The organism is Alishewanella sp. BS5-314, assembly GCF_025377695.1.
GTDB classification, from domain to species: domain Bacteria; phylum Pseudomonadota; class Gammaproteobacteria; order Enterobacterales; family Alteromonadaceae; genus Alishewanella; species Alishewanella aestuarii.
Genome location: NZ_JACEHJ010000002.1, coordinates 385379 through 408025 on the forward strand (window position 1 = coordinate 385379; position 22647 = coordinate 408025).

Below are 22647 nucleotides of genomic sequence, written 5' to 3' on the forward strand. Positions count from 1 at the left end.
AAGCGCCAGATGGCAACAGTGAATTTTGTGATCCCCCACCTTGGGCGCATTGAAATGCTGGATGCAACCATTGCCTCCATTTTAGCGCAAACTGCGGCTGAACAGATTGCGCAGATTATTGTGGTTACCAAGAATAGTACGCCACTGCTATTGCCTGAACATCCCAAACTACAGATCCTGTACCACCCGGAGGCAAAAACGATTTCTGAGCAGCGCAATATCGGTGCTGACATCGGCGACAGTGAGTACCTGGCATTTCTTGATGCCGATATTGGTCTGGCGCCGGACTGGCTCGCGACCTGTTTGCTGTTGCTCAATACCCGGCCTGAGCTGGCGGTGGTCAGTGCCTGTCAGGCGTTACCTGCCAATCCGGGTAAGGTTGAAAAGTTGCGCACGGCACTGAGTAATGCCGCTCTTGATTGCACAGTGAGTTTTTTGCCCGGTCGTAATTTATTGCTCCGTCGTAGCAGCCATCGGCAGGTTGGCGGTTTCCCTGAACAGCTGCAAACCTGCGAAGATTATTACTACACTGAGCAATTGAGTCATTTAGGTGGCTTATTTTATACCTCGGCAACTTGCTATGTGCATTTGGGCGAGGATCAAAGTTTGCGGCAAACCTTTCAGAAAGAAATCTGGCGCTCCGAATATAACCTTAAATCGCTGCAAGGCAGAACCGTCCCATTACGGGAATGGCCAAGTATCTTACTGCCGTTCTGGGTATTGCTGGCTATGCTGATGTTAGGGCTCAGTATCTGGCAACCAGCATTGTTGTTACCTGCCGCCGTATTGGCCATGTTACCTGTTTTGGCGTATAGCACCCGCTTATTTATGTTGCCCGGACATGGCTTAAATTTTGGTTTTATCTTTGTATTTTATATGGTGTATTTTTCCGCACGGTCGTTAGGCACGCTGGCCGGGATCCGTTTTTTACTACCCGGTAGAGGTTAATAATGACAATCAGGGTATTACAGTTAATTTGTCCCAGTGGTTACTATGGTGCTGAGCGCTGGGTGAATGCGTTGCTGTCAGTGCCAGCAGCTGAAGGCATCGAACAATATCTGGCGATTACCGATGAACCCGGTGCCTGTGACGAGGTATTAAAACGCAGCCCGCTAGCGTCGGAGCGCCAGTTTAAAGTACCGATGTCGTCAAAATTTGATTTACGGGCGATCTGGCAGCTGGTTAGATTAATCCGGCAGTTAGAGATCAATATTATTCATACCCATGGCTACAAGTCAGATATTCTCGGCTTGCTGGCAGCGAAATGGGCCGGTATCAAATCTATCTGCACCCCCCATGGTTTTGAAAACGCGACTGATAAGAAGTTGCGCGCCTATATGTGGGCTGGCGGTAAAGCCTTTCATGGTTTTGATTATGTTTGCCCGTTATCGCCGGATATTGAACGCACGGTAATCGAGCACTACAAGGTTAAGCCGGCCAGGGTACGTCTGATTAATAACGGGGTGGACCTGCAGGAAGTGGAGCAGTGTCTGGCGCAGATCAGTGCCAAACCCTCTGCGTCTGATCAGGTCTTCACAATAGGTTATATCGGACAGCTTATTAGCCGGAAAAATCTGCCGGCGACGTTGCAGGCCTTTGCTAAGCTGTATCAGCAGTATCCGCGTTGCCGCTTACAGTTGCTCGGGGACGGTGCAGAACGTCAGGCGTTAGAACAACTTGCTACTGAACTTGGTATAGCCAAGGCCACTGAGTTCCTGGGGTTTCGCGATGATCGGTTGGCGTTTTTGCCGCACTTTGATTGTTTTGTAATGACATCCAGCCTGGAAGGGATCCCGCGTTGTTTAATGGAAGCGATGGCGGCCAAGGTGTGCGTGACGGCCTTTAATATTCCTGGCGTTGATCAGTTAATTACGCACGGAGAAACCGGATTGCTGGCTGAGTATGGCGATACGGCAGCCTTGTGTCAGCATTGGTTGGATCTGCTGGCCGCGCCTGAGCGCAAGGAGCAGCTGGCGGAAGCTGGCCAACACTACGTTTATCAACACTTCTCAGCGCAGGCAATGGAGCAGGCTTACAGCAAGCTTTATAAGGAGTTAGTGTTCGAGCCTCTGTCTTAACCAACGCAACCCGTGCTGCAACGGCTGGGCTAACTGCTGACATTCCAGAATGCGATGCCGTAGCGCCAGCGTAAGCAAGATCAGAGTAATCGCATAAGCACTAAAATAGCAGCTGATGCGCAGCGTCAGTTCCATTAATGGCTGTGCCGGTCGCTCTGCTATCAATAGCTCAGTAAGCTGCCAACTCCCTAGCGCCAGCAAAAGATAGGGTAGGGTTAGCCCTGATAAACGTATCAAGTCAAACTGACAGTGGCGCTGTAACAGCAGCAGCAGTGCCAGCGTTGTCAGGATGGCGATTAGGGCTCTGAGCCAGGCCATTTCAAGCAGTGCCGCAGTTGGGATCAGCACTAACACTGCTACCACCAGTAGCGTCGACCAGAGATCAAACCAGAACAGTAATTTGCTGCGCCCGGTAGCTAGCGTTGCATTACTGAGTAAATCGAACAGACAAAATGTCAGAAAAAAGCAAGCAAAGGGCACCAGTAACCCGCTATAGCTTAGCCACTGCGATCCCAGCAAAGTGCTGACTATTAAGTCCGGATAGGCCATGGCGAAGAGGGTGATCGGCAGCAGTAATAACAACAGCAGTAGCAAACTGAGTCGCAAACGGTAGCCTTCCGCGGTTTTATCGCGTGCTATTGCGGCCTGTAACGGTTGGCTACAGGGAATGATCAGAGCAATTGCTGGCAGGATACTCAGTTCACGCAACAGATTGTAACCGCCCAGGGCTGCGGTATCGAAACGGCGGGAAACCAGGATATTGTCGGCCTGGAAGCGACAAAAACCGATAAAACCCCGTAACATGATCCATTTTGAAAAATGCCATTGTGCGGTCAGCTGCTGTAGCTGCCAGCGCGGCTTAAAGTGACATACCAGATAACTGCCGCCGGAATAAACCAAGGCCGAAACCAGCGCCCCGATGATCACCGGCCAGGCGCTGGGATATAACCACGCCAGGGTAACGGTAACCAAAAACGCCAGTAGCTTTTGGATCAGACTAAGCAGCAATACCGGCCGGTAGTTTAGTTCCCGCGCGAATTGCAGCAGTTGTGGGTTTTGCAGGGCTTTTATCGGGAGTACCAGGCTGGCGACCTGCAACGTTTGCTGCAGTTCTGGCATGCGAAAATAGTCAGCCAGTAGTGGTGATAATAATATCAATAGCAGACAAGCGCCGCTCTTTAGCAGCAAATCGAAGCTCCAGGCGGTATGCAAATCCTCTGCGGTAAGCTCACGTTTTTGCAGGGTGTAATGCTCGTTACCGGCGTCGGCAATATTTTCAAACAACATCAGGCAAATCATCACCATGGCAACCACGCCAAAGTGCTCTGGCAGTAACAGCCGCGCCAGGATCAAGGTGGAAACAAAGCCTAAGCTTTTTTGAAACAGCTGGATCAACGCCAGGATGGCGGAACTTTGTAAGACACCACGGCTAACGCTCATTGGCGATGGTCTGCTGCAAAGTATGGCGCGCCTGTTCGAGTTGCTGCTGCCGGCTTAGCGGTTCCGGTTGCATGCTGGAAACCGCAAAGACTTCAGCTGCCTCAGGCCGTTGCAACCATAAGAATTTCAGTTGTAACAGTTTGAACATCACTCTGCTATTAGTTTGATAGCTACCCAACTGATACCAGAACTGGACTTCCCGGACCTGTCCTTGCGGATTAACCAACTCCAGTACACCGTAACTTTGCAGTAAGGCTCCTTCCCGGCGGGCATGCCGGATGGACCAATGCTCCAGATTGAATAGGGTATTGTGCCAGGTGATCAGGTCGCCTTGCTGCTGACGATTGGCGTAGGTGGCGTAGAAAAACTCTACGCCCTCAGAGCTCTGCCAATGATCCCGGCTTAAGCCATCGTAGAATTGGATGCCCCAGGGCGCTCTGGTATCTGGCGGGGTCATGCTGCTAAACAAGCGTGCTGCTGTCTCCGGCGTGGCTTCCGCAGGCAGGGTTTTACTTAGTAGTCCTGCCAGGCTAAGTGGCAGTACCAGAGCGATAGCAGCAAGCTTAAAAGAGCGGCTGGTTGCTGGCGGTACCTCAGCAGCCTGCGCTGGATTATCGTCACTGAATTTAGCGCCTAACCAGAACGAGCAGAACATAACAATAAAGAATACCAGCCAGCCATAGTAGTAATGATCAGCGCCAAAGCCATAGGCCATTTGAGATTTTTCGCCAATCACTACCAATAAGAAAGCACGGATACCGTTCGCCAGAATTGAAAGTAGCAGTACCAGCACAATAAAAAGCACTGCCTTATACAGCCGCTGATAATGCAGATAGGCGAATAAACAGGACAGCACTAAACTGCTGAGTAGAAAGTTCAGGCCAGAGCAGGCCACGGCGACCTCAAATACGGCAGAAGCTGTGTGTAAATACAGACCGTCGCGATAGACTGGCATATTGATCAGTTGCAACATGGCGACCACCAGGTCAGCAGTGATTTGTTGCAGAACAGGATTGGCAGCTTCGCCGAACGGCACCAGAAAGATTAAAAAACCGATCGGAAACCAGCAATAGCACATAAAGCGATGTCCGAGCAGGCTCCAGATCAGCAGTTGCAGGTAGAACACCGCGGCAAACTGGCTGACAAAATTAATGTTGATACTGTAGGCGAGTAACCAGATAAGCAACAAAGGTAGTGCCAGGATCGCAGGTAACACCGTCGGTTCAGGTTGTAGCCTGCTTAACTGCTGACGCTGGCGATACAACAACCATAAACTGATCGGCGCTATCAGATAGCCATGCATATAGGTTTCGGAATGACGCCAGATCAACTCCATACTTTGCAGGGTAGGCCAGAACACCAGTAAATATAGCGCGGTAAGGCTTGTTAACAGCAACGTAAAAGGCAGGATTGGCCTTTGCTGGGTCAGGGGCGTGCTAAGCGGCATTCCATGCTGGGTCATCGCGCAGTCCGAACGTTATTAGAGTTGTTGGTGATAGCGGTCAAAAACCTGCTTTACAGTATTCCATTGATAATCTTGTAACAGGGCGGTTAGCTTGGCTTCCATTTTCCCCAGATTGACATAGTGGCGGAATTTGGACTTTGCGCTGGCATCCCGGATCCGGGGTTGTCCCGGATCAATTTCCCAGGGGTGGAAATAAAACATGTAAGGCGAGCTACTGCTCTTAAGATAGCGATTAATCAGACGTTTACTAAGCCAATAGGGCAGCAACCTGAAATACCCACCACCGGCGACCGGTAACTGTTTGCCTGCCAGATTCAGGATTGGCATCGGGCATTCCCAAATCCCTTCAGGCCGCATATAGGGTTGTTGCGGCCAATCCGGCGTACCGTACAAATCATGTTTTACCGGGTAAGTACTGGAGCTGTAGAGGTAACCGGCAGCTTTGAGCTCTGCGAAAGCCCACTCGTTGGTCTTATCAATAGAGAAACTTGGCGCCCGATAACCGTAGACAGCGGCGCCGGTAATATCTTCGAGTAACTTTTTGGTGTCGGTAACATCAGCAGCGAACTCACTGCGGCTTTGCTGCGTTGCTTTAGTATGGTTGTAACCGTGACTGGCCACTTCATGGCCCGCCTCGTGGATAGCTCTGACTAACTGTGGATAGCGCTCGGCAACCCAACCCAGCAAAAAGAATGTCGCCTGCGCCTGCTGCTCGGCAAACATTTCCAACAAGCGGTAGGTATTTTGTTCAACCCGCACCGGCATCTTAGGCCAGTCACTACTTTTAATATTATTCTCAAAGGCTGCAACGTGAAAATAATCTTCTACGTCTACGGTAAGAGCGCTCATCTGGTGCGCCACGCGGTTAGTCACTGTTAGCGCCCTTTTCCAAAGATTACGATTTCAACAGTTCGAATTAAAATAGTCAGATCCAGCAACAAACTGCGGTGTTTGATGTAATACAGATCAAACTTTAGCTTTTCCAGCGCATCCTCGGCAGTGGAGCCATAGGGATACTTTAACTGCGCCCAACCGGTTAAACCCGGACGTACATTATGGCGCTGTGCGTAGTAAGGGATATCTTTTGCCAGTTGGCTGACAAATTCAGGACGTTCTGGCCTTGGGCCAACAAATCCCATTTCGCCTTTGAGCACATTAAACAGCTGTGGTAACTCGTCAATACGGTATTTGCGGATCACCCGACCTACCCGGGTTACCCGGTCGTCATTGGTAGTAGCCCATTGAGCGCCGTTTTTCTCTGCATCAACCCGCATACTACGGAATTTAATAATTTGAAACGGCTGGCCATCAAAGCCAACCCGGGTTTGCCGGTATAAGATAGGTGCGCCTGTGCGCCGGCCATCTTCAAGATAAATTAGCAGGGCGGTGATCAACATAATAGGCCAGGTTAATAACAGCGTGATTAACGCCAATAGCGCATTTAGTCGGTAATCCAGATTGGTCTTAAAACGTTGGCTTCGGGCCAGACCGTTTGAGTAAATGACCCAGCTGGGATAAATCAGATTGACTGCGATCTGCCCGGTCTCACTTTCGATAAAATCCAGGATGTCGGTAACGTCTATGCCGCGGGTTTTACATTTAAACAACAGATCAACCGGCAACATATTACGCCGTTCATCACAGGCGATTACCAGTTGGTGTATGTTATTGCGCTCTGCGTAATCAAACAAACTGTGCAAGTAATCCACTTCCAGTAATTTATCTTCTGGAATGAAACCGGGCTTATCCCCCTCGATTTTGACAAAACCAACCAGATTAAAATACCTGCGGTCTACGGTACGGCGCATGCGGCGTTCAATAATGGCAGCTCGCTCACCTGCACCCAAGATCAGCACGTTGCGACGACTGAGTTGTGATAAGTCATGGTATTGAAAAAATGCTCTGAACGCTGAGACTAAAACCACTGACAACAGACAGCTGAACAGCAAGGCGAAAACGCCTGGGCTCAGAGCGCTGAAAAGATTAAAAATGATGACTTCAAGTAGCAAGAAATTAAAACATTGGGTTAACAATACCCGTTTCAGTACACCAGAATGCGACTCGCGAAGTTTCTGGTCGTACAAACCTAATGACAGCGAGCACAGCATGGTTCCGCAGATAAAAATAGCAGTTACCAGCAATTGCCATTCGAGCGCAAGCGGGTTGGCGAGTCCTGATAAATCGGCAAGTTTATAACCAAGGTGGCAGGCGAGAATAATAAGACTAAGCTCACCGAAAATCAAAATCTTATCTGAGACTTTTGAACGGTGACTCCTTGCGTTGAGCATAAAACTTCCTTGGACCTTAACAACCTACAGCCTGTTTGATAAATTCGGCCAGCTTTTTCTGATCTAAACATACTTGACAGTTAGCCTCAGCTGCCTGATGCTTAATTTAGCTGAATTACAGCTTAATTTCTAGTCGGGAATTTAAATAAAATATATAAAAAGTGCAGCCAAACGACTATCTTTTGGTTATATTGTCTGCGCATCAGACAAAAGGATTCGTTTATGACCAATTTCACTCCGCTAAAAACCACTTTATGCCTGGCGGTAGGCGCAGTGCTTACCCTTTCCGGATGTGCTAACAACAACACGCTGCCTCGGGCGACGGTTCAGAGTTCGCTTACTACTACTGTTGACAATTACCAGTATCTGATTGGCCCGGCGGATACATTAAGTATCTTCGTTTGGCGTAACCCGGAACTGTCCGGCACCTTTATCGTGCGTCCAGATGGCATGATTTCAACTTCGTTGGTTGAAGATGTGCCGGTTAGTGGTAAAACACCGACCCAGCTGGCGCGGGATATGGAGCAAATTCTGGCGAAATATATCCGGGATCCGGTGGTAACGGTTTCTGTTAACAACTTTGTTGGCCCTTATAGCGAGCAAGTGCGGGTAATTGGCCAGGCAACTAATCCCCAGGCTGTGAATTACCGGCAATATATGACCCTGCTGGATTTGATGATTGCAGTTGGTGGCTTAACAGAGTTTGCTGCGGGTAATAAAGCCAAGCTGGTTCGCACTACAAATGGCTCGCAGCGTACGTACGATATCAGACTGGATGAGTTAATCCGCGACGGTAATATTTCCGCTAATGTCGATATCTTACCTGGCGATATCATCATTATTCCTGAAGCCTGGTTCTAACGCGATCTTGTATTACGCAATTTTCGGATCTTTCAGGGAGGAGTAATGAGAGAGATTCAACAGGCGCTGGAGTTGGTCAGTACCTACTTGCAGGGTATTTGGCTACGGCGCCGTTATTTTATTATCACAGCCTGGTTGGTATGCCCGGCAGGCTGGCTTTATGTTTACAAAATGCCTCCCACCTATGAAGCGAGCGCTCGTCTCTATGTGGAAAGCAGTACTTTTCTCGAGCCGATACTGCGTGGTTTGACGATTAATACCAGTCAGCGCGACGAAATCAATCTGATGGCACGAACCTTACTTAGCCGCACTAACTTGCAAAAAATTGCCCGTCAGGCGGATCTGGATTTACAGACCCGAACCGACAAGGAATTTGAGCTTATCATTGATAAGCTACAGAAAGAGATTAAGGTGTCGGGTACCAGTCGTGAGAATATCTATTCCATATCTTACAGTAATCCGCAGCCGCAAATCGCATTGAAAGTGGTTCAGGAAACGCTGAATACCTTTATGGAAAACCGCATTGGTTCCAGCCGCGCAGATTCGCAAGCGGCGCAGGAGTTTTTGGATCGCGAAATTGCTGATTATGAGCGACGTTTAGCCGAAGCTGAGCATAAGCTTTCGGAGTTTAAGAAGCAGCGGATGAATATTCTGCCAGGCTCAGAATCCAACTACTACAGCCAGCTGGCTGCAGAACAACAACGTTTGGAAGGTGCCCGGCTTGAGTTAGCTGAGTTGGAAACCCGTCTGGCTGCGGCCAGAGGTCAGTTATCGGGTATTAATCCTGCTGACGGAGGTTCTACCAATATTAGTACCCAGTTTGATGAACGAATCAGACAGCTCCAGTCACAATTAGATACTGCCCTGATCCGCTTTACTGATAACCACCCTGACGTGTTGGAAATTCGTCGCCTGCTGGATAGCTTAGTTAAGCAACGAGAAGATGAATTAGCAGCATTGGCAAACGCAGCATCTGGTAGTACAGCGTCAGGATTTGTCGCTACTCAAAACTCACTTTATCATGAGTTGCAACTCAATGTAGCAAGGCTGGAAACCGAAGTTGCCTCAAATAAGGTCCGTGTACAGGCCTTTGCGAATCGAGTGAGTGAGCTGGAAGCGCGGATGAATTTGATTCCAGAAATTGAAGCGGAGTTTAGTGGTTTAAACCGTGATTACAATGTAACCCGTTCTAAGTATGAAGCCTTGCTGGCAAGGCGTGAAGCTTCTGAGCTGGCGCGACGGGCTGATGCATCGGAACAGGATGTACAATTCAGAATTATCGAGCCACCACGGGTACCTTTTGAGCCGTCCGGGCCAAATCGTCGTCTACTGTATTCATTGGTGTTATTGTTGGGGCTTGGTGCAGGTGTTGCTATTGCCTTCCTACGCAGTTTAATTTCACCGGTACTAAGCCGGGCGTCACAGCTGGCGATGATCAGCGATTACCCGGTGTTTGGCGTGATTTCTCATACCAATAAAGCGAAAATTTTACGCCAGGTTAGGTTGCACTTCGTATATTTTACCGCTCTCACCGCGTCTTTGCTGATGTTTTACCTGATACTTGTGAGTAACGATTTAATTTTCGGCCGCTCAGCCGAGTTGTTGATGAGGATGGTGCGGTGAGTATTATTGAGAAAGCTTTGGCACGCCGTGCCGATCAGCAAGGCAACCAGCCCCATTCAAGAACTGAGCCTGTTGTAGATGGTACCGATCATACAGATGATGCAGTGACAACAGCGGTTAGTGGCCGGCATCAGGTTGAGCTAGATTTGAAACATCTTGAACAACAAGGTTTTGTGTCACTTAGTACTCAGCGTCGCCTAATCAATGAAGAGTACCGGGTTATTAAGCGTAAGCTGATTAATAATGCCTTTGGCCCGCTGGCAGAGACTTTGCACCACCCGAACCTGATCCTGGTATCCAGCTCCCGGCCGGGTGAGGGCAAGACTTTTTCGTCGATTAACCTGGCGCTAAGCATTGCCTTAGAACAGGATAAGACGGTATTGCTGGTCGATGCAGATGTACTGCGACCTAAGATCGCTAAAACCCTCAATGTACAGCATGAAGTTGGCTTAACGGACTATCTGCTTTCGAGCGAGATCAGCGTATCGGATATTTTGCTAAATACCAATGTTCCGCGCTTAAAGTTAGTGACGGCTGGTACACCGCATCACCTTTCTACCGAGTTACTGGCAAGTGATCGTATGCTGAAGCTGGCCGCTGAGTTTGCCAACCGCTACGCCGATCGCATTGTGATTTTTGATGCGCCGCCTTTGCTGGGGGTTAATGAAACTTCTGTTATGGCCAGTATGTGCGGACAGGGGGTGTTAGTGGTGGAAGAAAATAAGACCCGACTAAATGAGATCGAGCAATCAGTCGCGTTGTTACCCAGTGAGATGGCAGTAGGTTTTCTGATCAATAAAGCGCATCGTAATCAGGGAAAAGGATACGGCTATGGATATTACTATGGCGCCGAATAACGGCCGCAAATTGCGCACCAAGCTGGCTTACTGCGCCAGTTTGGTAACCCTGGCTTGTACTGCTGCAACCCTACCAGCGACCGCCGCTCAAACAAGATTAAGCCCTGAAATCCGGACTGCTTTTTATGGCTATCAGCTTAACTTGCCAGAACAACCGGACAAAGATAAAGGTGCCGCCTGGGAGTTAGAACCCTCTATTAGCTGGACACGGCAGTCAGCGGGGATGCAAACCCGTCTCCGTTGGCAACACAACACCGTACTCTATAAAGACGAGCAACGTGAAGATCGTCACTTTAATGATCTCTCGCTAGCCAATCGCATGACTTTCCTGCGTGACCGTATTAGTTGGGATCTTAATGCCAGTCAAAGTTATCAGCTGCGCAATAGCCGGCTCGGCATTTTCTCTGACAAAATTACCGGCGGCGAAAATTTAAGCCGGGTACAGCGCTATGGTAGTGGTTTAAGTTATCGTAGTTTACCCAGTTCACCTTATCGGGTTGAAGCGGCGTTAAATTATGGTACTACCGATAGCCAGAGCCCATTACTTGATGATGGTCTGTTTGAGTATAAAACGGATGCTTACAGCGGTAGCTGGTTATTAGGTACCAGTCAGCGCGCGTTGAATTTCTTCTGGCAGTACAATGGTCAATTGCAGGAAATCGAACGCAGCAGCGGGCCTGATGTGTCGATACGTAATCATGGGCTGGTTGTTGGTGTTCCTTTTGCACCCAATTTTTCGGTGATTGGTCGCGCCGGAGCCGAGCGGGTGGATAATGGCAGTGCCGTTGACAATAAATTTGATTACTTCGGGGCGGGCGTTGAATATCGCTTTGGTGCGCGCTCACGTGTCAACGTCACGATGAATCGCAGTGACTCCAGCGTTTTTGGTGTGGAAAAAGATACCGACACCTATATTGCATCGGAGTTTGTCATAGCGCCAACCCGCCGCACCAGTTTAGAAGGCAATTTTGACCGGCGATATTTCGGCCGTACTACAAGTTTGCAAGGGCGTTATGATTTAAGGTTCTTATCTATGCGTTTACGGATGAGTGATAATATCCGTACTCAGAACCAGTTTGACCGCGAACAGGAAGAGTTGGGGATTTTTGTTTGTCCTGATACGGCGGCAGATTTTAACGACTGTTACCGGCCACCCAGCAATCAGTATGTGCCGGTATTTGGTGAGTCATTACAAGAGTTGTCAATCATTAATGCGGAGTTGCGCGAAGAGCTGGTACAAACCCGTAATATTGGTTTTAGCCTAGGCTACAGCAAGAATCGCCTGAATCTTAATTTGACACTCAGTTCCCGTAAAACTGACTATCTGGAAACAAACGAATTTAACCGCAGTAATAATGTCAGTTTGGACAGCAGTTGGCGTTTAGATCAACTTAACCGGCTGACCGCCGCCATAAATTATTATGATATCGATTATCGTAACGAAGTCCGGCAAGATAAAAACCTCTCATTATCGGTTGGTTATATCCGTACGCTCGGTGAGCGCTCTGACTTACGCTTAACAGCGCGGCGTCTGAACCGGAATTCTACGTTGGAACAGTTTGATAACAGCGAAAACCGGGTTTGGTTAGAATATAAATACCGTTTCTAGTGCAAGGCTAGACGGTTCTTAATCAGAAAACGCCGGAGGCATTTAAACCTCCGGCGTTTTTCTATTCAGATTTAGTACTTTGCTGGCGTTGTAGGATGAGTTCGTCCAGTTCTTTTAATAGCCGGATTTTTTGCTCCAGCGTTTCGGTTAAAAGTTGTTGTACCGGTTGGGACTGGGCCACGGTTTGCTCTGAGACCGTTGGTGGTGGGGGCTCTGCGACCGGCACTACGGGTATGGGGGCCGCCGCTACCTGATGTGCGACCTCGCCACTGATTTCTTCAATGACTTTCGCTGCGTGCTCTGCGGTCAGCTCGCTAAGCTGCTCCAGAAAGCCCAGTAGCAGCATGCGGTCCATCAGTAAGTTAATCTTGCGCGGAATACCCCGGCTAAAGCGCTGTACCAGTGGATAGACATCAGGTAGCACCAAAGGTCGTTTCATACCCGCAGCCTGCAGCCGGAATTCGACATACTCTCGGGTTTCCTCTTCCTGTAATGGCGTCAAATTAGAGGAGGCAATGATCCGCTGTCTGAACTGTTCCATGTTCGGAGCCTGAATAATCGCATTCAGTTCATTTTGACCCAGTAAAAAACTTTGTAATAGCGGAGCACCGTTTACCTGGAAATTAGACAGCATTCTCAGCTCTTCAATGGACTCCAGCGGCAAGTTTTGCGCTTCGTCTACCAATAGCAGCGCGCGTCTTTGTTGGGTGTGTAAACGCTTCAAATACAGGTAAATCGCATCCAGGTAACTGGCCTTACTATGTTCAGTCACCACCAGATTAAAGGTGCTGGCGATCATTCGGATCAGATCATCCGGTGCCAGTTTAGAGGTAACGATCTGGCGGGCGACAATCTCATCAGGACTTAACTGAGCTAACAATTGATTAGCGATGGTGGTCTTACCGGTACCGACATCGCCGGTAATCACAATAAAACCTTCGCCCTGTGATAAACCATATTGCAAATAGGCGAGGGCTTTCTTATGTAACTTGCCGGCATAAAAGCAACTGGCACTGGGGGTTAGCTGGAAAGGGCGTTCAGAGAACCCATAATACGACTCGTACATATCACTCCTTTAGTCAACACCAAAGCGTCCTGTTTCGGGATCAATTTAATACCTAATGCTACGCCAAGCCGCGCTATTTAACCACTTTTTTGCAGCAGAGTCTAAATTTTACCCGAACAATCCAGCCCTTATAAAAAATTGTTGACAGGGATCAGCGGTCAACCTAGAATGCGCCCCGTGTTCAGCGATAACGCTTGCGTGTCGATGAGTGCAGAAAAGTGTGGGGCTATAGCTCAGCTGGGAGAGCGCTTGCATGGCATGCAAGAGGTCAGCGGTTCGATCCCGCTTAGCTCCACCAAGATTTTATTGCGTCCCCTTCGTCTAGAGGCCTAGGACACCGCCCTTTCACGGCGGTAACAGGGGTTCGAATCCCCTAGGGGACGCCACTAAATCTACACACTTTTCAAGACTGTTACAGCGTCCCCTTCGTCTAGAGGCCTAGGACACCGCCCTTTCACGGCGGTAACAGGGGTTCGAATCCCCTAGGGGACGCCAATTCAGTCACACCAGCACACTGTTATGTCCCCTTCGTCTAGAGGCCTAGGACACCGCCCTTTCACGGCGGTAACAGGGGTTCGAATCCCCTAGGGGACGCCACTTCTTAAGGTGGTATTTTCCTGGACTAACAGTTCCAACCCGATTCGGGGCTATAGCTCAGCTGGGAGAGCGCTTGCATGGCATGCAAGAGGTCAGCGGTTCGATCCCGCTTAGCTCCACCAATTTCCAGTGCGTCCCCTTCGTCTAGAGGCCTAGGACACCGCCCTTTCACGGCGGTAACAGGGGTTCGAATCCCCTAGGGGACGCCATTTTAGTTTCTCGCATTAGGACACCGCGCTGTCCAATTTCCACGGCATTAACAGATGTTCGAATCCTCTAGGGGACGCCATCTATCATATCTTCTACTTTATTTATCTAGCTCATCGTATCGCCGTGAGGGCGGTGTGACACCGCGCTATCATTTTGCACTGCGGTAACAGGGGTTCGAATCCCCTAGGGGACGCCATTTTAGTTTCTCGCATTAGGACACCGCGCTGTCCAATTTCCACGGCATTAACAGATGTTCGAATCCCCAGGGGACGCCATCTATCATATCTTCTACTTTATTTATCTAGCTCATCGTATCGCCGTGAGGGCGGTGTGACACCGCGCCAGCGTTATGAAAGCGCGCCTGGGTATCGGCGCGCTATTCAACTTACTCTGCCAACTGCTGCACTAAAGGTAACATCAGGTCCCGGATTAAAGGCTGTGCCTGAGCGTTCGGGTGGATGCCATCCGGCATCATCAATTCCGGGCGGATCGCGATTTCATCCATAAAAAATGGCCAAAGCGGTATCTGATGTGCTGCGGCAAGTTGTGGATAAATATCGGTAAAGCGCGCCACATAGCGTGGTCCATAGTTCGGTGGGATCCGTATTTGCATTAACAATGGCTGGGCATTATGCTGTTTCACCAGTTCAATCATTTGTTGCAGATTATTTGCGATTAATTGTGGGTCAAAACCACGCAGGCCATCATTGCCGCCAAGCTCAATTAATACCCAGCGTGGCTGATGTTGTTGCAATAATGCCGGTAAGCGGGCCAGGCCACCACCGGTGGTTTCGCCACTGATGCTGGCGTTAACCAGTTTGACCGGACTTTTGGCGGCCAGCAGGGCAGGCCAGCCTTCATGCTCTTGCAAACCATAAGCCGCACTTAGGCTATCGCCCATAATCAGTAGTTTGTCGGCGGTAGCAGACCAACTTATTAAACAGAACAATATAACGAAGATAATGCGCATGACGACAACACCTGAAATTCATATTAAAGCCAATCATCTGGCTAAACGGGTCAACCTGAATGAAGGATCACTGACTATCCTGCATGATATCAGCCTGACAATCAATCGTGGGGAGTCGGTGGCCATAGTAGGGGCGTCCGGCTCCGGTAAATCGACGTTATTAAGCTTACTCGCCGGCTTAGATCTACCCACTAGCGGTGAAGTTCAACTGGCTGGTCATCCACTGCATCAGCTATCAGAAGATCAGCGCGCCGGGGTGCGCGCCAGTCAGGTCGGTTTTGTATTTCAGTCGTTTTTACTATTACCGGCACTAACGGCATTGGAGAACGTCACCTTACCTGCGGAATTAGCCGGCGATCGCCGCGCCCGCTCCCGCGGTCTGGAGTTATTACAGTTGGTCGGGCTAAGTGAGCGGGCTGACTTTTATCCGTCACAGCTCTCTGGTGGCGAACAACAGCGGGTGGCTATTGCCCGGGCTTTTATTACCCGCCCGGCAATTTTATTTGCTGATGAACCGTCCGCCAATCTGGATGCGGTGACCGGCCAAAGGATCGAAGACTTATTGTTTGAGTTAAATGAGCAACAGGGGACCACCCTGGTGTTGGTCACACATAGCGAAGCGCTGGCGAAACGCTGTCAGCGACAACTGAAAATGCAGGCCGGCCGCTTTGTCCAAGAGGAGCAATAAGATGGCGACCGCTATTGCCTGGCGTCTGTTCTGGCGCGAACTGAAACGCGGCGAACTCTGGGTTATCGCCTTTGCGCTCTTTTTGGCAGTATTCTCAGTGGTGAGTTTAAGTGGCATAACGCAAAGTGTTAAATCAGCGTTGGAGCAACGCAGTGCCCATTTTATCGCCGCTGATCGGGTGTTAGGCTCCAGCCAACCCTTCGACCCCCGCATCCTCGCGCTGGCAAAAGATATGGGCTTAGGCGTGGCGCAACAAATGCAATTTGATTCCATGCTGTTTAGTAGCAGTCAGATGCAGCTTGCGACCATCAAGGCGGTAAGTGGCGACTATCCATTGCGCGGAGAGCTGATCCTGCATCGTTCGCAAAGTGTCACTACTGGCCCCGTGGCTGAGCTAAACCCTGGCGAGCTCTATCTGGAAGCCCGTTTATTTGATTTGTTGCAGGTAGCGCTGGGCGAGCAGCTGGAGCTGGGGAATAGCCGCTTAACGGTGGCTGGTGTCATCGTCAATGAGCCGGATGCGCCGTTAAGTGTGTTCGGTGGTAATCCGCGGGTGTTGATGCATTTAGAGGACGTGGCCGCCACTGACATAGTGCAGCCTGGCAGCCGCATCGGCTACCGCTACCTGTTTGCAGGTACGAATAGTCAGCTCGAGCGGTTTCAGCAAGAGGTTAGCCCTTTGCTGACAGTGCATCAACGCTGGCGCGATCGTGATGAGCAATCGGCGCTGGGCAGTGCCCTGGATCGGGCCGAGCGTTTTTTATTACTTGCCGGTTTACTGGGCATAGTGCTGGCAGCCTGCGCGGCGGCGGTTGCCGCCGGGCGTTATAGCCAGCGCCATGCTCAGGCGGTGGCCATTATTAAGGCGCTGGGCGCGACAACAGCGCAGGTAAGATTGATTTACTTTAGCCATCTAATCCTGGTCGTACTCTTTAGCCTGCTGTTAGGCTTAGTCGCCGGCCAACTGATATTAGTTGCTGTGGAGCAGGGGATCCGCTTTTATATTGGTGATTTCAGACCAGAATTCAGTTTTCGGCCGCTATGGCTGGGGGCTCTGACCTGTATCGCTTGTGCGTTGCTGTTCGCGGCCCGGCCGCTGTGGCGCTTAACGGTGACACCAGCTATTCAGGTGCTAAAACAACCTCTGGCGCCACTGACTATCGATAAGTTACAGCTGGTTACCGGTGCTGTCGCGGTTTATGGCCTGATGTGGCTGTTTGCCGCTGACTGGTTTATCAGTCTGGGCTTGTTCCTGATCTGCGCGGTCTTTGTGGCGGTACTGCTTGGTATTGCCGTGTTAATGGTTAAAGCAGCCAAACCTGTTGCCGCTGGCCAAAGTAGCGCAGGTAAGCTGGCACTGGCCAATTTGCGGCGCCGACTGTGGGCCAATAGCTTCCAACTGATTACCTTTACGCTGGCATTGTTCTTAGCCTTGTTACTGTATTTTGTGCGGGCTGAGTTAATTGGTCAGTGGCAACAGCAGATCCCGCCCGGCGCGCCAAACCACTTTCTGGTTAATCTGAGTGAGGCGCAGCGTACTGAGCTGTCTGAGTTCGCGGCCGAGCATCAGTTGCAAACGGATACGTTTTACCCTGTGGTGCGGGGCCGGCTGGTTCAGCTCAATGAACAGGTGTTTCGCGAAGAAGCCACCAAAGATGATCGCAGCCAGCAGCGCACCGGTATCGGCCGCGAGTTGAATCTGACCTGGCTGGAACAGTTACCCCCGGCCAATAAAGTGATAGCTGGCCAGTGGTTTAGCCAGCAGACAAAGGCAGAGGTGTCGGTCGAGTCGGAGCTGTCGGAGCGTTTGGGATTGAAACTGGGTGATACCCTGCATTTTTCCATTGGTGGCCAGCCGGTGCGGGCTGAAGTGACCAGTATCCGTCAGGTCGACTGGAATAGCTTACAACCGAACTTTTATATGATTCTTAGTCCTGATCTGCTGGCCGGTTTTCCTGCCAGCTATATCACGGCGTTCTATCTGGAGTCGGAGCGGTATACCGTAATCAATCAGTTATCACGTCTGATGCCAACGGTCACAGTGATCAGTGTTGAAGCCATTATCCGTCAGGTGCAGGATATTATTGCCCAGGTAACCCTGGCCTTAAGCTTTATCCTGATTATTATTGGTTTATCGGCAATATTGGTATTGGTCGCTCAGGTGCAGGCTACTCTGGAACAGCGGGAGCAGGAGTTGGCTATCTTACGCACTCTGGGGGCCCGTTATCCCTTTTTGCGTAATGCTTTGTTGCTGGAGTTCACCTTTCTCGGTGCTTTGGCGGGTATCCTGGCAACGGTGCTGGCAGAAGTCTTATTATTGACCTTACAACAGCGTCTGTTTGATTTGCCATTTAGTCCGCACTATGCACTGTGGTGGTTAGGGCCTTTGAGTGGCGCTATTCTGGTGTCATTACTGGGCTGGTGGCAATTGCGTAAATTGTTAAATATTCCCGGTGCCGTCTTGATCCGACGGGTTATTCAAAGTTGATAACAGCGCGCCCGGCACAGAGCCGGGCGCTGCGTATCGCCTGCGACTAGAGCGGTGTTAACTCAAAGCGCCAGGGCGTTAAGAGCCTGAGACAATTGTGGATAGCGAAACTGAAAGCCGGCCTCGAGCAAGCGTTTTGGCACGACCCGTTGGCCGTACAGCAAGATATCCGACATTTCCCCAAACAACAGCTTTAGCACAGGTGCCGGCATCGGCAGCAGTGCAGGGCGGTGCAGACGTTTTGCCAGCTCGGCACTAAATACCGCATTGGTCACTGGCTTGGGGGCAACGGCGTTAACCGGGCCGCTCAGATTGTCGTTATGCAGAATAAAATCAATTAACGCCACCATATCATCCAGATGGATCCACGACATATATTGCTCGCCGGAGCCAATTTTGCCACCCAACCCCAGCTTAAAGGGCGGCAACATTTTCTTCAGCGCGCCACCTTTTGCCGCTAATACTACGCCTGTTCTGAGCAGGCATACCCGGGTTTGCGGACTACTGGCCTGCATCGCCAGATTTTCCCAACGGGCACAGATGTCATGGCTGAACTCCGGGAAAAACGCCTGATAGTCTTCGTCGATTTCCTGCTCCCCCTGGCGACCATAAAAGCCAATGGCGGAGCCGCTGATCAGTATTTTGGGAGGATGGCTTACCGAGTTGAGCGCCTGCACCAGTTGTTCAGTCAGTTGCCAGCGGCTATCACAGATCCGGGCTTTCTGCGCGGCAGACCATCTTTTGTCGGCGATAGGTTCACCGGCCAGATTAACAATGGCATCAATCTGGTTCAGATCAATATCGGAGAGCTGTTGGCGATAGCGTACCTGCTCTGTGTCAGTGCGCGCGGTACGGCTTAGTATTGTCAGTTGATGCTGAGCTTGCCAGTGCTTAACTAAGGCACTGCCGATCAGACCGGTGCCGCCGGTAATTAGGATCCGCATCGTCAAGCCTCCTGTCGGGTCAAGTGGTGCAGTATCTGAATAGTGTAGCCCCTGCGGGCTGGATATGACAGCTGCCGGCTGTACGCCCCAGTTTATGCCTTGTTGATGGAAAGCATCAGCGATACCGAGTCTGCAAAACGTAGCGCATGAGGTTTATCGACTTCGACTTCGGCAAAGATCACGCTGCTATGGGCACTGGCCAGCGCCAGCACTTCGGCAGTGAGTTTTTCCAGCAGATAAAAGCGGTTGGATTCAACCAGACTGATAATTTGTTTGGTAATAGTACGATAATTCAGAGCATTATCCATCTGATCGCTACTGGCGGCGGCATCAGCATGATATTGGATCCGCACATTGACCACGACATCCTGCTTATTCTTAATCTCGTCATCGTTAATGCCAATATAGGTGCGTAGCCGCAGATTTTTAATACGAATGGTGGCAGGGTTAAGCGCCATAACAAATTCCTTCAGTTAATTTGCAAAGCTTTACGTACGGCTCGCGCTTTTCGATCAGCTAGCTGTCCGCCGGAAAGCTCAGGGTAAAGGAAGCGCCACCAAGCGAACTTTCACTGACATTAATCATGCCGGAATAGGAATTCACCAGCTCAGCGACAATCGACAGCCCTACACCATGTCCTTCCTGATAAGTATCCAGCCGGATCCCGCGCTGAAACAACTCTTTTCGACGCTCCGGCGCTATACCTGGGCCATCGTCTTCAATAGTCAGGCTAAAGGGGTGTGGTTGCACCGTCAGCTTAACCTGGCGCCGACAGGCTTTACAGGCGTTATCGAGCAGGTTGCCCAACATTTCCATTAAATCTGTTTCATCACCCCGGAAAAAAGTGGTTGGCTCACACTGGATATCAATCTGGCAGTCCTTATCACGATAGATTTTTCGCAGCGCATTACTGACTTTATCTGCCAGCGGTAACACCGGTGTTTGTTTTTTCCAGATATCCTGGCCCGAACTGCTGGCTTTTTTCAATTGGTGTTCGATCATGGCGGTGATCCGATCGATCTGCTCTTTTAATTCCGGCTGTTGCGCTAATGGCGAAGTACGTAATACAGCAACCGGCGTTTTTAGCGCATGCGCCAGATCACTTAAGTGATTACGGTAACGCTGTTTCTGGCGGTTCTGGTTGGCCAGCAACAGGTTAAGATCTTCTTTGATACCGCGCAGCTCAGACGGGTAATTTCCGGTCAGATGATCCTGGCGACCTTTTTCCAATTGCCGGATCTCAAAATCCAACCGGGTTAGCGGCCGTGTCGTCCAATAATAGGCCAGGATACTGAGCAGGGATAAACCGGCACCAATGCCGATAAACCATTTTAGCAAGGTGTTACGAAAACTGATGTGGGGTGCCAGCAACAGCTGCTCATCCTGCACGATATGTATGGCCAGCGGCTTGGCACTGTCTCCGGTGTCAAACAAAAAGGCAATACTCAGGATCTGATATTTCTGTTGCTGTTGCTCTGAGGTATAAAAAATATGCTGGCCCGGAACCAGTTCGATGACCGGTAACTCGAAATCCTGATTCAGCGAGGAATCTGACTGCCATAACAGCAGCTGATCTTCGCTGACATAAGCAGTTAAGCCCGAATCTGGCCGGTAAAAATCCGGCGCCAGGGTATTGTTATTGAGCTCAATTTTGCCGTTGATCAAATTAAGTTCTGACAAAATGGAGTACATATGCACTTCCATTTTTTGCTCAGCATTGGTCAACAGTTGCCGGTAGAAAGCTTGCTCAATGGCCAGAAACGAACTGGGTAGTAACAACAGCAAGAGTACAGCGCTGACCAGGCCCTGGCGTAACTTTAGCGGTAATACCAGCATGCTATTCAACAGCTAGATTAAAGCGATAACCACGTCCGCGCAGCGTCTCTATGGGTTTCAGCTCGCCCTCAGGGTCGAGTTTTTTCCGCAGTCTGAGGACAAAAACCTCAATCACGTTACTGTCCAGATCGAAGTCCTGATCATAGATATGTTCCGTCAGTTCTGTTTTGGAAATGACTTTGGCTGGGTTCAGCATAAAATATTCCAGCACTTTGTATTCGTATGCGGTCAGACTGACTTCATCATCAGCCAGCCAAACTTGCTGGGTACGGCTATTCAGAGAAATAGGGCCAGAGCGCAAGAGTGGGTCGGGCTGCCCGGCTGCGCGGCGGATCAAGGCATTACAACGCGCCAGTAATTCTTCATTATGAAAAGGTTTGGTCAGATAATCATCGGCACCGGCATCCAGGCCTTCTACCTTTTCTTGCCAGCTGCCGCGGGCGGTTAAAATGATAATGGGGGTCTTAATTTCCTGCTTACGTGCCTTACGGATTAAGGATAGGCCATCCAGTTTTGGCAAACCGAGGTCAATGATAGCGAGATCATAAGGATACTCTGATAACTTGAACCAACCATCGGCGCCATCTCCAGCGAGATCAACGCTAAACTGTTGTTGTAAAAGCTGACTTTTAATTTGATCGGCCAGTAGGCTCTCGTCTTCTACTACTAATACCCGCATGCTTATTCTTCCCTTTGCACCCGGCCATTCTGACCGTCTACCACCACATTAACGACCCGACCATCCGATTGCATTACCCTGACCCGGTAATGACGGTTGTCCGCCTGTACTTTTAATACCCGACCCGGATAGCGCTGTTGCGCCAGTCGCGTAGCCTGCTCTTTTGACACTTCACGGCTTGCCGGTTGCGCCGCCTGCCGGTTCTGCTCTTTCCTGAGTTCAGTTTGCCGGAACTGCTCTTTTCGCAGCTCAGTCTGCCTGTTCTGTTCCTTTCTCGGTTCTGTCTGGCCGTAGCAGGACAAACTGAACAGACCAAGCAGGAATAGGGTTATATAAAATTTCATTTCACTCTCCAACAACAAGCCGATACCTGGCGCATAGCAACAACATTAATAGCGATAGGCCGGCCTGGCACTGACTACCAGAGGAATGCTTCTGCCGGGGTGTTGCTCGGTAAAGGTTTGATAATACCGCCCCCGATATTTATAGGTGACCTGATAGCCTTCCAGTACCTGTCTGTAATGTACTGAATTATGACGCGTACGGCAATCTTCGTAATAGTGATCACGTTTTGATATATCATGACCGACACTGCCGCCAAGCGCTGCACCGGCAACCAGACCAATTCTCTTATTGGTTTTGTTACTGCCAACAGCATGACCGAGCGCACCGCCGACAATAGCACCAACAATTGCCGGCGTTGCCGAATCGCGTTGTTCGCGATAGACCGGGGTGCAATGCGTACTGGCTTGTCGAACCGGGACCTGACTATATACCGGCACCACCTCGGTGACCCGTCCATACTCGTGCCGACCGTGGGCTTGCGTAGCTGCTGACCACAATAGGGTACTGGTCAGCGCAAAATAACAGAGTTTTTTCATCGGCCACCTCCGATTTCAGCTTTACCCATAGCTTAGAGGGGGGTGTCTTAATTGTTGCTGAATGTTT

At 50.2% G+C, this 22647-nt stretch carries 20 protein-coding genes and 6 tRNA genes; 14 read left to right on the top strand and 12 right to left on the bottom strand.

Annotated features, from left to right (window positions below; all coding sequences use genetic code 11):
* Positions 1 to 9: 9 nt before the first annotated feature.
* Positions 10 to 948, top strand: coding sequence for a glycosyltransferase family A protein (locus H1D31_RS06285; protein WP_261257021.1), 939 nt, complete (start codon positions 10 to 12; stop codon positions 946 to 948).
* A 2-nt stretch (positions 949 to 950) separates the two neighbouring features.
* Positions 951 to 2078: a glycosyltransferase gene (locus H1D31_RS06290; RefSeq protein WP_261257023.1), complete on the top strand. Its 1128-nt coding sequence runs from the start codon at positions 951 to 953 to the stop codon at positions 2076 to 2078.
* On the opposite strand, the gene H1D31_RS06295 is transcribed toward H1D31_RS06290, so the two are convergent.
* From H1D31_RS06295 to H1D31_RS06310, 4 genes are read right to left on the bottom strand one after another with little or no spacing between them, the layout of a single operon-like run.
* Positions 2055 to 3518 carry an oligosaccharide flippase family protein gene (locus H1D31_RS06295; protein ID WP_261257025.1) on the bottom strand — a complete coding sequence of 488 codons (1464 nt, stop codon included), beginning with the start codon at positions 3516 to 3518 and terminating at the stop codon, positions 2055 to 2057. The genes H1D31_RS06290 and H1D31_RS06295 overlap by 24 nt on opposite strands.
* A complete protein-coding gene (gene xrtA, locus H1D31_RS06300; RefSeq protein WP_261257027.1) occupies positions 3508 to 4980 on the bottom strand; it encodes an exosortase A in 1473 nt (490 codons plus the stop codon). The genes H1D31_RS06295 and xrtA overlap by 11 nt, the downstream gene beginning before the upstream one ends.
* 18 nt (positions 4981 to 4998) lie before the next feature.
* Positions 4999 to 5832: an XrtA system polysaccharide deacetylase gene (locus H1D31_RS06305; protein WP_065955982.1), complete on the bottom strand. Its 834-nt coding sequence runs from the start codon at positions 5830 to 5832 to the stop codon at positions 4999 to 5001.
* A gap of 26 nt (positions 5833 to 5858) precedes the next feature.
* The gene (locus H1D31_RS06310) at positions 5859 to 7271 is read right to left on the bottom strand and encodes a TIGR03013 family XrtA/PEP-CTERM system glycosyltransferase (RefSeq protein ID WP_261257030.1); all 1413 of its coding nucleotides are present in this window, start codon (positions 7269 to 7271) and stop codon (positions 5859 to 5861) included.
* 222 nt (positions 7272 to 7493) lie between these two features.
* On the opposite strand from H1D31_RS06310, the gene H1D31_RS06315 reads away from it, so the two are divergent.
* From H1D31_RS06315 to H1D31_RS06330, 4 genes are read left to right on the top strand one after another with little or no spacing between them, the layout of a single operon-like run.
* Positions 7494 to 8132: an XrtA/PEP-CTERM system exopolysaccharide export protein gene (locus H1D31_RS06315; RefSeq protein ID WP_065955984.1), complete on the top strand. Its 639-nt coding sequence runs from the start codon at positions 7494 to 7496 to the stop codon at positions 8130 to 8132.
* 45 nt (positions 8133 to 8177) lie between these two features.
* Positions 8178 to 9755: an XrtA system polysaccharide chain length determinant gene (locus tag H1D31_RS06320; RefSeq protein WP_261257031.1), complete on the top strand. Its 1578-nt coding sequence runs from the start codon at positions 8178 to 8180 to the stop codon at positions 9753 to 9755.
* Positions 9752 to 10612, top strand: a complete 861-nt coding sequence (locus tag H1D31_RS06325) for an XrtA-associated tyrosine autokinase (RefSeq protein ID WP_065955986.1) — start codon at positions 9752 to 9754, stop codon at positions 10610 to 10612. The genes H1D31_RS06320 and H1D31_RS06325 overlap by 4 nt, the downstream gene beginning before the upstream one ends.
* Positions 10587 to 12221: a TIGR03016 family PEP-CTERM system-associated outer membrane protein gene (locus H1D31_RS06330; protein ID WP_065955987.1), complete on the top strand. Its 1635-nt coding sequence runs from the start codon at positions 10587 to 10589 to the stop codon at positions 12219 to 12221. Before H1D31_RS06325 ends, H1D31_RS06330 begins: the two co-directional genes overlap by 26 nt.
* Positions 12222 to 12282: 61 nt before the next feature.
* Here H1D31_RS06330 and H1D31_RS06335 read toward each other — a convergent pair whose 3' ends face one another.
* Positions 12283 to 13287 carry an ExeA family protein gene (locus H1D31_RS06335; protein ID WP_065955988.1) on the bottom strand — a complete coding sequence of 335 codons (1005 nt, stop codon included), beginning with the start codon at positions 13285 to 13287 and terminating at the stop codon, positions 12283 to 12285.
* A 222-nt stretch (positions 13288 to 13509) separates the two neighbouring features.
* Here H1D31_RS06335 and H1D31_RS06340 point away from each other — a divergent pair.
* The 6 genes from H1D31_RS06340 to H1D31_RS06365 all read left to right on the top strand — a co-directional run bounded on the left by H1D31_RS06340 (position 13510) and on the right by H1D31_RS06365 (position 14093).
* Positions 13510 to 13585: transfer RNA gene (locus tag H1D31_RS06340), tRNA-Ala, on the top strand.
* 12 nt (positions 13586 to 13597) lie between these two features.
* A tRNA-Glu gene (locus H1D31_RS06345) sits at positions 13598 to 13673 on the top strand.
* Positions 13674 to 13706: 33 nt separating this feature from the next.
* Positions 13707 to 13782, top strand: a tRNA-Glu gene (locus tag H1D31_RS06350).
* Positions 13783 to 13808: 26 nt separating this feature from the next.
* A tRNA-Glu gene (locus H1D31_RS06355) sits at positions 13809 to 13884 on the top strand.
* Between the two features lie 46 nt (positions 13885 to 13930).
* A tRNA-Ala gene (locus H1D31_RS06360) sits at positions 13931 to 14006 on the top strand.
* 11 nt (positions 14007 to 14017) lie between these two features.
* A tRNA-Glu gene (locus tag H1D31_RS06365) sits at positions 14018 to 14093 on the top strand.
* Positions 14094 to 14479: 386 nt separating this feature from the next.
* Here the strand turns inward: H1D31_RS06365 and H1D31_RS06370 are convergent.
* Positions 14480 to 15064: an arylesterase gene (locus H1D31_RS06370; RefSeq protein ID WP_261257038.1), complete on the bottom strand. Its 585-nt coding sequence runs from the start codon at positions 15062 to 15064 to the stop codon at positions 14480 to 14482.
* On the opposite strand from H1D31_RS06370, the gene H1D31_RS06375 reads away from it, so the two are divergent.
* Positions 15063 to 15752 carry an ABC transporter ATP-binding protein gene (locus tag H1D31_RS06375; RefSeq protein WP_008949584.1) on the top strand — a complete coding sequence of 230 codons (690 nt, stop codon included), beginning with the start codon at positions 15063 to 15065 and terminating at the stop codon, positions 15750 to 15752. The genes H1D31_RS06370 and H1D31_RS06375 overlap by 2 nt on opposite strands.
* Position 15753: 1 nt before the next feature.
* Positions 15754 to 18240 carry an ABC transporter permease gene (locus tag H1D31_RS06380; protein WP_261257041.1) on the top strand — a complete coding sequence of 829 codons (2487 nt, stop codon included), beginning with the start codon at positions 15754 to 15756 and terminating at the stop codon, positions 18238 to 18240.
* Positions 18241 to 18302: 62 nt separating this feature from the next.
* On the opposite strand, the gene H1D31_RS06385 is transcribed toward H1D31_RS06380, so the two are convergent.
* From H1D31_RS06385 to H1D31_RS06410, 6 genes are all read right to left on the bottom strand, one after another.
* Positions 18303 to 19184: a TIGR01777 family oxidoreductase gene (locus tag H1D31_RS06385; protein WP_261257043.1), complete on the bottom strand. Its 882-nt coding sequence runs from the start codon at positions 19182 to 19184 to the stop codon at positions 18303 to 18305.
* Positions 19185 to 19276: 92 nt separating this feature from the next.
* The gene (gene folX, locus H1D31_RS06390; protein WP_261257045.1) at positions 19277 to 19642 is read right to left on the bottom strand and encodes a dihydroneopterin triphosphate 2'-epimerase; all 366 of its coding nucleotides are present in this window, start codon (positions 19640 to 19642) and stop codon (positions 19277 to 19279) included.
* A 58-nt stretch (positions 19643 to 19700) separates the two neighbouring features.
* A complete protein-coding gene (locus H1D31_RS06395; RefSeq protein WP_261257047.1) occupies positions 19701 to 21020 on the bottom strand; it encodes an ATP-binding protein in 1320 nt (439 codons plus the stop codon).
* A gap of 1 nt (position 21021) precedes the next feature.
* Positions 21022 to 21699 (bottom strand): response regulator transcription factor, encoded by a 678-nt coding sequence (locus H1D31_RS06400; RefSeq protein WP_065955995.1) that lies wholly within the window; start codon positions 21697 to 21699, stop codon positions 21022 to 21024.
* A 2-nt stretch (positions 21700 to 21701) separates the two neighbouring features.
* A complete protein-coding gene (locus tag H1D31_RS06405) occupies positions 21702 to 22043 on the bottom strand; it encodes a PepSY domain-containing protein (protein WP_261257051.1) in 342 nt (113 codons plus the stop codon).
* Positions 22044 to 22088: 45 nt separating this feature from the next.
* Positions 22089 to 22580 carry a glycine zipper 2TM domain-containing protein gene (locus H1D31_RS06410; protein WP_261257053.1) on the bottom strand — a complete coding sequence of 164 codons (492 nt, stop codon included), beginning with the start codon at positions 22578 to 22580 and terminating at the stop codon, positions 22089 to 22091.
* Between the last annotated feature and the right edge of the window lie 67 nt (positions 22581 to 22647).